Source organism: bacterium (assembly GCA_035559435.1).
GTDB lineage: Bacteria > Zixibacteria > MSB-5A5 > WJJR01 > WJJR01 > JACQFV01.
Genome location: DATMBC010000055.1, coordinates 101632 through 112498, shown reverse-complemented (window position 1 = coordinate 112498; position 10867 = coordinate 101632). Strand labels below are relative to the sequence as shown.

Genomic DNA, 10867 nt, shown 5'->3' with positions numbered 1-10867 from the left:
CGGGCATGGTGAACGCCGCCAGGAAAAGGTCGACCTCCCTCGTCGCTCCGTACGCGGCGGCGACCACTGCCTCGCGGAAGTATCCCATCAGACGGGCGGCGATGGTCACCAGGATCATCACCAGGCCGGCGCGACGCAGGGAGACGGCGTTCATCGCGGCCAAGTTAAGCGCTGATCGGAAAGAATGCTTGCGTGATTACGACCGCGCCAGATCGCGGGCGAGAGTGCGAACAATGACCCGCGACGGGGCGCGTTGGCGGAAGATGCGATCGGTCACCGGTCGGCGAATCCATCGCCGGTCAATGGCCGCGCGCGCTCGGCGCGCATCCAGCCCGACCAGGCGCGCCGCGCCGCAGTCCAGCAATTCCACCCACTCGGTCACATCGCGCAGGATCAGGCAGGGCACCCCGGACCAATACGCTTCGCGTTGCACGCCGCCGGAGTCGGTCAGAACCATGCGCGCTCCGGCGGTGAGCGCCAGCGAGCGCGAGTGCGGCACGGGCGGCAGAAGCATGAGGTTCGGGCGCTTTCGCAGACGTTGCCACAATCCCGCCGCGGTCAGCCGTTTGCGTGTGCGCGGATGCACCGGCCAGACAGTCGGCGCATCGAGGCCCGAGAGAATACGCACCAGCGATCGCAATCGTTCGGGAGCGTCGACATTCTCGGCCCGGTGCGTGGTGACATAATAGTACCCGCCGGGCGGCAGTTCTGCCGGCGGCGAAAGCGATGGCCGTTGACCAAGCCAGTGCTCGTACATCAGATCGCCGACAGCGTGGAGTCCGTCGCGCATTCCTTCGCGCCGCAGATTGGCCATGGCGGTCCGTGTGGGGCAGAACCGCCAGCGGGCGAGGTGATCGGCAATGAGACGGTTTTTTTCTTCGGGGGCGGAACGGTCAAAAGAGCGCATGCCGGCTTCGATGTGCGCCACCGGGATACCGCGATAGGCGGCGGCGATGGCGGCGCCGGCGGTGGTGCTGGTATCGCCGAAGACGATCACGGTCTGGGGCCGCAATCGGGCCAACCGCGCATCGAGGGCGTCGGCCACCCGTCCGATCTGCGCGGCGGGGCTTGACGATCCGACACCCAGATGAAGATCGGGAAGCCGCAGTCCGGTGTCGGCATGCATCACGCCGGCCAGTTCCCAGTCGTAGTGTTGACCCGAATCGATAAGGACCGAGCGGAAGCGCTCTTCGAGCGGCCGCCAGAGGACGGCCAGTTTGATGAATTGGGGGCGGGTGCCAAAGACGGTGACGACAAGAGGGCGGGCGCGGCCAACTTGTCGTGCTCCCATCATCACCGTAGTTCGGACCTCAGGCGAAAAACCGCTTGATGGCGTCGATCACTTCCGACTGTTCGCTCTCGGTCATCTCGGGGAAGATCGGGAGTGACAGGACGGTCCTGGCGGCCTTCTCGGCGACCGGGCACTGCCCCGGTCTGTCGCCGAGGTAGGCGTAGCACTCCTGCAGGTGCAGGGGCAACGGATAGTAGATCTCGGTGCCGATCTTGGCGGCCTGCAGGTGCGCGCGTAGTTCATCGCGGCGCGAGGTTGTGATCGTATACTGGTGGAAGATGTGATAAGCGTTGGGGCGGCGCATCGGAATCTTGATGTCGCCGACGCCGGCCAGCTCGCGGTCGTACACATCGGCGTGTTGGCGGCGCTTTTCGGTCCAGCGATCCAGGTGCGGCAGTTTTGCCTGCAGGATGGCGGCCTGGAGCCCATCGAGGCGCGAGTTGTATCCGACCAGTTTGTGGTAGTACTTCGGGTGCGCGCCGTGCTGGCGGAGGATGCGGACGCGTTCGGCCAGTTCGGGGTCGTCGGTGGTCACCATCCCGCCATCGCCGGCGGCGCCGAGGTTCTTGGTCGGGAAAAACGAGAAGCAGGCGGCGTCGCCGCAGGCGCCGGCGGGCACGCCTTCGAAGGTCGCGCCGATCGATTGGGCGGCGTCCTCGATCATGGCGATGCCGCGCTCGTAGGTGAGTTCGCGCAGCGCGGCCATGTCGGCCATCTGACCGTAGAGCTCGACCACGATCGCGGCGCGGGTGCGCGGCGTGATGCGCCGGGCGGCATCGGCGGGGTCGAGGTTGAAGTCCGCGCCAATGTCACAGAAGACGGGTTTCGCGCCCAAACGGCTCACGCAACTGGCGGTGGCGAAAAAGGTGAAGGTCGGAACCAGGACTTCGTCGCCGGGACCGATGCCGAGCGCGTGCATCGTCAGGAGCAAAGCGTCGGATCCGGAGGCCACGCCGATGGCGTGCTCGGCGCCGCACTTCTGCGCCGCCATCTCCTCGAAGGCCTTCACTTCCCTGCCCAGGACAAACTGGCCGTGGTTCCAGACACGCTGTACGGCGTCGTCGATTTCCGACTTGATGCTGTGATACTGACGGACCAGATCGATCAGCGGCACTGCCATACGGGTCTCCGTCTCCTACTTGGCCTTGACATCGGGCCAGTTCTGCGCTTCGAGCAGCTGATTGGCCGGCACGTCGCGGAAGGGTTTGGCGGGCACGCCGGCGACGATCTTGCGGGCGGGCGCGTCCTTGGTGAGCACCGAGCCGGCGGCGACCAACGCGTCCTCGCCGATCTTCTTGCCGGGGAGGATGACGGCGCCGACGCCAATCCGACCGCCGCGTCCGACCGTGACGCCCTTGAAGTTCTTGAAGCGTTCCTCGGTGCGCCCGACGAAATTGTCATTGGAAGTGACCACGCCCGGCGCGACGAAGACACGATCGCCGACTTCGGAGTAGGCGGTGATATAGACGTTGGTCTCCAGCTTGCAGTACCTGCCGATGGTGCAGAAATTCTCGATGGCGACACCGCGGCCGACGATGGTGAAATCGCCGACGGTGACGTTTTCGCGCACGGTGGACAGATCGGCCACAAGCACCTTCTGGCCAAGCGTGGCGCCGCGGTAGATGACCACGTGCGTGCCGATGATGCAGTTGTCGCCGATCACCGTCGGCGGCAGGTCCTGTTCCTTGGTGACCGCGGTGTTGGCGGCGCGCATGGGACGTTTGCCGATCACGGCGCCATCGTCGATGCGCACCGCGGCGCCGATGCGGGTGCCGGCGTGCAGAACGACATGATGGCCGATCTCGCAGTTGGGCCCGATTTCAACGTTGGGACCGATGATGCAGAATTCGCCCCACCGCGTGTTCGAGCCGATGTGGGCCGAGGGATCAATGGAGATACTCATGGGCGGTCAACTCCTCCTCCGCGCGATCACGCGGGGTGGGGAATGTCGATGGGAACGCCGCCGGAATCCAGCGATTGTTGGGCGGCGTCGAGCACGCGGAGCACGCGCAGGCCATCCTGCCCGTCGGAGCGGGGCGTCTTGCGTTCGCGGACGCAGTTGATGAAGTGACGGCACTCCAGCGCCAACGGCTGGGTGTTGTCCACCAAGGGGATGTAGACCTCCCCGGTCCGCAGGGTCAGATACTCGGCGTAGGTTTCAAAATTCAACGACCGGTCGACGCCCTTGTCAAAAACCTTGATCTTCTCCTGCGGGTCGGTGTCGGAAAAGACAGCCATGCGCTTCTGGCCGACGATGGTCAGGGATCGCACCTTGTGCGGATCCAGCCACGAGGTGTGGATATGGGCCATGCGGTTGCCGGCGAAGGCGAGGTTCATGAAGACGACATCCTCGATGCCCTTGCGGACATAGCAACTGCCGACGGCGCTGACGCGGCGGGGGTAGTCATCGAGCAAGTAGGAGATCATCGAGACATCATGCGGCGCCAGCGACCACATGGCGTTTTCGTTTTCGCGGACCTGGCCGAGATTCACGCGTGTGGCATAAATGTAGTAGATGTCGCCAAGTCCCCCGTCGGCGATGTAGCGCTTGAGCCACTCAATGGCGGGGTTGTACTCCATGATGTGACCAACCATCAGGATGCGCCTGGCGGCGGCGGCGGCGGCGACCAGTTTCTCTCCTTCGCCCACATCCAGCACCAGCGGCTTTTCGACAAAGACATCCTTGCCGGCGGCGATCGCCTTCATCGCCAGCGCGAAGTGCGATACCGGCGGTGTGGCGATTACGACGGCGTCGATATCGGCGGCAAAAACGCCCTCGATCTGGTCGGTGATAATGATGTCGGGGTGATTCTGTTGGGCGCGTTGACGCGCGGCCGGAGCCGGATCGCAGGCGATGGGGACACGCGCGCCGGGCGTCCCGGCAAATTCACGCAGGAGGTTCTTGCCCCAGGCGCCCAACCCGATGCAGCCCACGTTGATGAGACGGTCTGAGGATGAGGTCATGGCGGGGACAGCTCCTTGGCCCTGTTGCCGGCGCGGCGAAACATCGCCTGCCACAGCGAGATGATTTCGTGATGACGTTCGGGATCCACGACCGCCAGCCGGTCCAGCCAGGCGCGGACGACGATCACTCCGGCGACCAACACCAGGGCCGCCAGCAGTGTCGCCAGGCCAAGCAGGAGCCGCCGCGGCCGCACCTTTTCGCCGCCGCCACTGGCCGGATCGAGGACCGAGAAGGTGGGCGTGTCGCGGCGTTCCTGAATGCGGGCATGTTCGTACTGCTGTGTGAGCAGTTCATAGAGCGCTTCCGCCACCTTCACATCGCGCAGACGGATGGCCAATTCCTGGGCGAGTCGGGGCAGTTCGGCGAAGCCGGTGCCCAGATAGGAACGTGCGGTGTCGTCCACCGGCGATTCCAGTGCGCTCAGCTTCTGCCGGGTCTGGCTGATGCGGGTTGACAGTTCGCGGATGCGGGGGTGGTCATCGGAAAGCGTTTCGCGCAGGACCGACAATTCGATCTCGTCGGCGGTCTGTTGCGCGCGCAGGGTCGCCGCGCCTTCCACCATCGCCTTGACCTCGACATCGAGGGCGATGGTGCGATGCTGCTTCTGAAATTCTTCGAGCGCGGCGGCGGCGCTGTCGAGCTGTCGGCGTGTCTCCTCCAGGCGACGTTCGACGAAAGCGCGGGTGCGCGAGGCCTTGGTGTTGACGATGGTCTGGTTGAGCCGGTCGGCGATACTCACCATCGTGTTGGCCAGCGTGTCCGCAAACCAACGGTTCCGGTACTCCACCCAGAAGGTGACCACGCCCGACGGCGCGACCTTGGATCCGGTGGTTTGCTGCAACTCCTCGAGAACCTCCGCGCGTGTCATTCCCCATCGTGCCGGAAGATCCAGACGCGTGGCGGTGGATTCACGCACCGTGCGCGAGAGGAGGACGGCTTCGAGAATGTCCGACGGCGTGGCCATGACCGGCAGCGCCATCCCGCCGGAGAGGAAGGATTTCAGGTCGCCGGTCGGCTGCGACAGGCTCTGGAAGTCGCGTTCGGGCGGCAGAATCGTGACCGTCGAACGGTAGATGTTGGGAAACAGGAACGATGCGCCCAAAACGAGGGCCGTGATCGCCAGTGGGTATTTCCACAGGAGCCCGCGGTTCCGCACCAGCAGACGCAGAAGCCCCAGCAGTCCGCCCTCGATGAGGGGCGGGGGATTCGACGCGGCGCGGGGCGTGGACTCGAGCGTCATTGTGTAACCTGGTCGATGACCAAGTAGAGAGTCGCCAGACTGGTCGTGACGGTGAGCGTTTCACGGAAGGCCGCCCACCAGCGGCGCCCGCGCCGGGTCGGGATCACGATGGTGTCGCCGGCGGTGATCTCGCGGATTCTCTTCTTTTTGATCGCGGAACCGGTACCACCTTTGACGAGGAAGGTGCCGCCACGGTCGGCCCGCCAGGAGTAACCGCCGGCCCGATCAATGTAGTAATTCAGGTCGGCGCCGGGCTTGACCGGCACCAGGCCCGGCTGGACCACGCGACCGATGATGTTGACGCTTTCGGTCATGCGCGGCACGACGATCTCGTCGCCGTCAAAGAGCGGGACGTTGTGGCTCTCGTTACCGCGCCCGAAGAGTTCGGCAAAATCGGCGGCGACCCGTCCGGGCACGGTCAGCGCGTCGGCCTGCAGCAGATCAGATTCGGCCTCGGAGCGCAGTTCCGAGGGGATCAACGCCACCCGCTGACGATTTTCCTCAACCCACTTGGGCTGCTGGTAGCGGATAATAAAGGCGTGAACGAGATCGGCTTCATCGGTGAAGCCCCCCGCCGAATCGATGACATCGCGCAGATGGATGCTCTCGCCGGCGAAGGGATAGTAACCGGGACGAACCACTTCGCCGGTGATCCGCACCAACCGCTTCGCGCGGAAGCCTTCAACGGTTCGGATAAACAGCCGGTCATCGGGCTGCAGGGCGAATTTGCGCCACTGCGAATACGTTGTGCCGGTGGGCCACTCGAAACGGATGGCCTCGTTCTGCCCGACCGGAAACCGCCACAGCTCGAGACGCAGCGTATCGGCATCGGCGCGCAGGCCGAAGGCGAGATCGATCAGGTCGCCGACCAGATCGCCGGGTGAAAAGCCGAAGGTGCCGGGCAGGTTTACCGCCCCTTCGATGCGGACATTCCCCCAGCGGTTGTCCAGCGGGGGGGCGACCAGCACATCGCCCTCGGCGAGATAAGGATTGGCGTTACGTATGCCCAGCCGCTCGAAGGCGGCCAAATCCACCAGCATGGTGGTGTCGCGGCGCTCCAGACGGACCTGCCGCCGGGCGGCATCATCCTCCAGCCCGGCCATGTCGAGCACCTCCGAGGCGCGGGTGTTGGCGGTGACGACATGAAGGCCGGGTTTCTTCACCGCGCCGGTCACGGTGACGCGGAAGCGGCGCACGGCCGCCAGCGTCACGGAAATGGGTGGCTGTTCGTAATAACGGCGCAGGCGCGCAATTGCCGACTCTTTCAATTGGGTGAGCGTGAATCCTTCCACATTCAGTTCGCCGACCCCCGGAATGATGAAGGTGGCCTCCGGCGAGATCTCGACGCGGAACTGTTCGGGCCGGGAACTCCAGATGTTGATCAAGACGACGTCACCGGGGCCGACGTGGTAGTCATCGGGGTCGATCACTTGATCCAGATACGCCGGAGCCAGCACGTCGGACGCGCTGATCTTCTCGGGTACGGCAGGCGTTCGCGCGGCTTCTGCGGCGGGCGGGGCGGCAGTCGGCGGGCGCAGTTGTGCCGATGCGACCGAGGCCAAAAGCCCAAGCCCCAGCGCCACAGACCATGTCAGTTGTCGCTTCATCCGTGATTAATCCGGGCTCAAGGAATCTTCCGTGAGCGTGGCCCGTTCGAGATCGCCGCGCCAGGCGGCCAGGTGCGCGCCCCATTCGGCAAGAACTTCGCTCGCCTTTTCCTGTGTGGCGGCCTCGACCTGGACCCGAAATAGCGCACTTCGGCGGTCGGGCGCAACCCACAACCACGCATCATCGAGACGAATCCGCACGCCGTCGACCATCAGCCGGGGCAGGTCGGAGGTCTCTTCGAGGATGCGGCGCATGAGCGCCCCCTTGTGACGCCACTGGCAGGGCACCGCCGCCTCGGCGAAGGCGCCGGGGACCGCCTCCTGCGCCACCAGGCCGAATTCGCTGTCGGAACGGGCCAGCAATTCGAGCAGGTTGGCCAGCGCCGCGGCGGCATCCGCCCCGCGTTGCCAGCCCGGGAAGATGAAGCCGCCACGGGTCCCGGCCACCAGCACCGCCTGCCCGGCCGCGGCCGCCTGCATCATCGCCAGATGGTCGCTTTTGACCCGTTCGACTCGTCCACCGACACGCTCCGCCAGTGTGTCGACCGCCGCGGTGGCGGTGACCGGAACGGCAATGGTGCCCTTGGGATGCACCCGCCAGGCGAGATCGCACATGGCCAGAAGCAGATGCTGCGCGCCGAGGATCTGCCCGGTGCGTGTCACCAGCGTGATCTTCTCCCCGGCCGGATGGATATGGATGCCCAGATCGCACTCCATCGCCGGGACGATACGGGACAACGAGCGGAATGCGGTGTCGTGTGCGTTTGGGCCCATCTCGATGTTGGCGCTGTTGAGCGCCACCGCCTCAACGCCCATCTCCTCAAGGAGCGGCGGCAGGACATGCGACATGAGGCCGTTGGCGTAGTCGACGACGATCCGGAAGCCGCGGGCACGAATCTCCCCCACCCGCAGATGGGTGAGGAAGGCATCGCGATAACGGTGGAGAAAACGTTCGGAGTAGCGGATGGTGCCGATTTCATCCGGGTCAGCGCGGCGGAAGTCCTCGCGGAAGAAGACACGCTCCACCGATCGGGCCGAGCCGCCGGACAGATCGAAACCAGCCTTGTCAAAGAAGATGGCGTCGGTGATCTGCCGGTCGGTGGGTGAGCGGCGCACAAACAGGCCGCCGCTGATCCGCGGCTCCCCGCGATTCTGCGACAGTTCGAAGCGCAGAACAGGCACGACCGTGTCGCGCAGGTCCCGGACATGAATGCCGGAGGAGGTGATGCCGGATTTGAGCGCCTCGGTGACGGCGCGGGCCTCCAGCGAGGGGTCGCGCGCGACCACCAGCACCGACCCTTGCGGAAACTGCGAGGCGAAGGCCGCGCCCAGCCGCGCGGCAAATTCCGGGGTCATCTCGCGATTGGTCAGGCCGGACACCTTGGCGTCGGTAAACAGTTCGCGGCTGTATTGTTCGCCCCAGACGACGCTGGAGGAAACCCGCGCACCATCCTCGACGCTCTTGTGTGGCCAGATTTTGCAGCCGGGCTGCACAGTGACGCGCTCGCCCAGCTGGCAGAGTTCGGAGACGATCGAGCGCTCACGCAGAATGCAATCGCTGCCGATGCGGGTCCCGGATTGAACGATGGTCTCGTTGAGGTTGGAGCGAACCCCGATCCCGACCGCCGTCCAGATGACCGACCGGCGGATTTGCGCCGCCTGCCCGATCGCCGATCCGGAGCCGACAAACGAGTCGGTCAGGTGCGCGCGCGGGCCGATGGAGACACGGTCGCCCAGCACCACCGTGCCGGAGAGTTTGGCGGACGGATCGATCATGCAATCGGCGCCGCAGACCACACGGGCGCCGTCGCGTTCCTGCATTGGGTTCGCCCAATGCACCTTGACGCGGTTGGAGATGAGGTCGATGTGCGCCTGCGCGTAGTCATCGACATGGCCGACATCACGCCAGTATCCCTCGGCGATCGGGCCATAAAGCCCCTTGCCCTGCGCCAGCGCCAGCGGAAAGACATCCTGCGAAAAGTCCACCGAACGCTCGGTGGTCCAAGGGGCCAGAAGCGATTTCTCCAGCAGGTAGATCCCGGTGTTGACCGTGTCGCTGAAGACCTCGCCCCAGGACGGCTTCTCAAGGAAACGCGTGATACGCGATTCGGGATCGGTCAATACGATGCCGTATGGCAGCGGGTTGGCGTGGCGGGTGAGCACAATGGTGGCGTCGGCGTTGCGGCTTTCGTGGAACCGTCGCGCCGCTGTCAGGTCGATGTCGGTGAGGACATCGCCGGCGATCACCAGGAAGCGGTCGGCCAGCAGGTCGAGGGCATGGCGAACGCTGCCGGCGGTGCCGAAGTCGCCGTTGGGGCGCAGATAGTGCATGTGGACGCCAAAGCGCGAGCCGTCACCGAAATGGCCGGTGATGCGCTCGGCCTGAAAGAAGAGCAGAACGAGGACGTCCTTGAACCCATGGTCGGCCAGAAGTCCAATGACATGTTCCATCAGCGGCCGGTTGCCGACGGGGACCATGGGTTTGGGCAGAGACGCGGTCAGCGGTTTGAGCCGGGTGCCGAAGCCGCCGGCCAGCACGACCGCATCGCAGGGGCGTGGTGTGGAAGTCGTTGTCACTTTACAACCCAGAAGGATGAGAGGAACAGTGAGATGGCCACGGCGAACCAACCGGTCCAATCCCGGCGATTACGCCGAATCCAGACCGAGCCGCCGATGAGCAGCGCCAGTACCGGCACCGCCCACAGTCCGACCAGCGAAACATGAGAACCAAGTTCGATCACGCGATTCCAAAATGGGTCCGCGCCGCCGGCAGACTGTCTGACCAGTCGCATCAGCAGGTAGACAAGCAGCAGCGAGCCGATCAGGCGCGCGCCCCAGTGATACAACATGGCCACGATGCCATCGGAGGCGGGCGCGGACGGACGGGGCGAGGGCATGGGCGGCTTTCTATCCGAAGGCGCGCATCAGCAGACGCGCGGACAACACGATCAGGATAATTGCAAACACACGGCGCAACAGCAGCGCCGGCAGCCGGTGCTGGATCGCCGAACCCAGCATCGCCCCGGCGAACACTCCCCCCGCCAGCAGCGCAGCCGGTTCGGACGGCACATCACCGTGCAGATAGTATACAATGCCGGCGGACGCGGCGTTCATCCCGACCATGAACACCGAGGTGCCGACCGCGCGACGCACGGGAAGATGCATCAATTCGGTGAGGATCGGAACAATGAACACGCCGCCGCCCAGCCCGAGAATGCCGGAGACCGCGCCGACCAGAAACATCGAAGGCAGAGCGAATGCATACTGTTTTGTCGTCGGTTGCGCGCCGGCCGTATGGGCGCCATCTTCGGCAGCCGCGCGTGGGTTCCACATCTTATAGGCGGAGAACACCGCCACCGCGGCAAACCCGATCGCGATGGCATCGACCGGGGCCCAGCGCGCCGACAGGGCGCCGAAGGCCGCCCCGGCCACCGCTACCACCTCCAAGATGATCCCCAGCCGCCAGTCGATCAGCCCGGCCGCCGAGTAATTGCCGGTGGCGGAGGCCGAGACCGCCAGTCCGCAGAAGTGGCTGGTGGCCACTGCCGCCAACATCGGCCAGCCCAGCCAGGAAAACAGGATCGGAACCAACAGGAAGCCGCCGCCAACGCCCAGAATCCCCCCGGCCAGTCCGACCACCAGCCCGACACACAGCAATGTCAATAATTCCACCATGCGGCGTTTCCGTCCCTGCGTTCCGACACGGAGAAGGAACTGAACCGCGGTGGCTCTGACAACAGCCAGACGCTGGGACGGTGGCAAGA

At 65.1% G+C, this 10867-nt stretch carries 9 protein-coding genes; all 9 read right to left on the bottom strand.

Annotation, left to right across the window (positions count from 1 at the left end):
- Positions 1–196: 196 nt before the first annotated feature.
- The 9 genes from wecB to VNN55_06770 are packed head-to-tail and all read right to left on the bottom strand — an operon-like array spanning position 197 to position 10865.
- Entirely contained in the window at positions 197–1291 is a 1095-nt protein-coding gene (wecB, locus tag VNN55_06810) for a UDP-N-acetylglucosamine 2-epimerase (non-hydrolyzing) (protein HWO57259.1), read from the bottom strand.
- A 19-nt stretch (positions 1292–1310) separates the two neighbouring features.
- A complete protein-coding gene (locus VNN55_06805) occupies positions 1311–2411 on the bottom strand; it encodes a DegT/DnrJ/EryC1/StrS family aminotransferase (GenBank protein HWO57258.1) in 1101 nt (366 codons plus the stop codon).
- A gap of 15 nt (positions 2412–2426) precedes the next feature.
- Positions 2427–3194 (bottom strand): DapH/DapD/GlmU-related protein, encoded by a 768-nt coding sequence (locus VNN55_06800; GenBank protein HWO57257.1) that lies wholly within the window; start codon positions 3192–3194, stop codon positions 2427–2429.
- Between the two features lie 26 nt (positions 3195–3220).
- Positions 3221–4255 carry a Gfo/Idh/MocA family oxidoreductase gene (locus tag VNN55_06795; GenBank protein HWO57256.1) on the bottom strand — a complete coding sequence of 345 codons (1035 nt, stop codon included), beginning with the start codon at positions 4253–4255 and terminating at the stop codon, positions 3221–3223.
- Positions 4252–5496: a hypothetical protein gene (locus VNN55_06790; protein HWO57255.1), complete on the bottom strand. Its 1245-nt coding sequence runs from the start codon at positions 5494–5496 to the stop codon at positions 4252–4254. Before VNN55_06790 ends, VNN55_06795 begins: the two co-directional genes overlap by 4 nt.
- Positions 5493–7103 (bottom strand): SLBB domain-containing protein, encoded by a 1611-nt coding sequence (locus VNN55_06785; protein HWO57254.1) that lies wholly within the window; start codon positions 7101–7103, stop codon positions 5493–5495. Before VNN55_06785 ends, VNN55_06790 begins: the two co-directional genes overlap by 4 nt.
- Positions 7104–7109: 6 nt before the next feature.
- On the bottom strand, positions 7110–9680 hold the full coding sequence (locus tag VNN55_06780; protein HWO57253.1) for a sugar phosphate nucleotidyltransferase: 2571 nt from the start codon (positions 9678–9680) through the stop codon (positions 7110–7112).
- The gene (locus tag VNN55_06775; GenBank protein ID HWO57252.1) at positions 9677–9958 is read right to left on the bottom strand and encodes a hypothetical protein; all 282 of its coding nucleotides are present in this window, start codon (positions 9956–9958) and stop codon (positions 9677–9679) included. The genes VNN55_06780 and VNN55_06775 overlap by 4 nt, the downstream gene beginning before the upstream one ends.
- A 52-nt stretch (positions 9959–10010) precedes the next feature.
- Positions 10011–10865, bottom strand: coding sequence for a sulfite exporter TauE/SafE family protein (locus tag VNN55_06770; protein HWO57251.1), 855 nt, complete (start codon positions 10863–10865; stop codon positions 10011–10013).
- Positions 10866–10867: the final 2 nt, after the last annotated feature.

What these genes read in the sequence shown, in the direction of transcription:
- wecB (HWO57259.1), bottom strand. Translation starts at nt 1,291, where the DNA reads ATGGGAGCACGACAAGTTGGCCGCGCCCGCCCTCTTGTCGTCACCGTC.
- VNN55_06805 (HWO57258.1), bottom strand. Translation starts at nt 2,411, where the DNA reads ATGGCAGTGCCGCTGATCGATCTGGTCCGTCAGTATCACAGCATCAAG.
- VNN55_06800 (HWO57257.1), bottom strand. Translation starts at nt 3,194, where the DNA reads ATGAGTATCTCCATTGATCCCTCGGCCCACATCGGCTCGAACACGCGG.
- VNN55_06795 (HWO57256.1), bottom strand. Translation starts at nt 4,255, where the DNA reads ATGACCTCATCCTCAGACCGTCTCATCAACGTGGGCTGCATCGGGTTG.
- VNN55_06790 (HWO57255.1), bottom strand. Translation starts at nt 5,496, where the DNA reads ATGACGCTCGAGTCCACGCCCCGCGCCGCGTCGAATCCCCCGCCCCTC.
- VNN55_06785 (HWO57254.1), bottom strand. Translation starts at nt 7,103, where the DNA reads ATGAAGCGACAACTGACATGGTCTGTGGCGCTGGGGCTTGGGCTTTTG.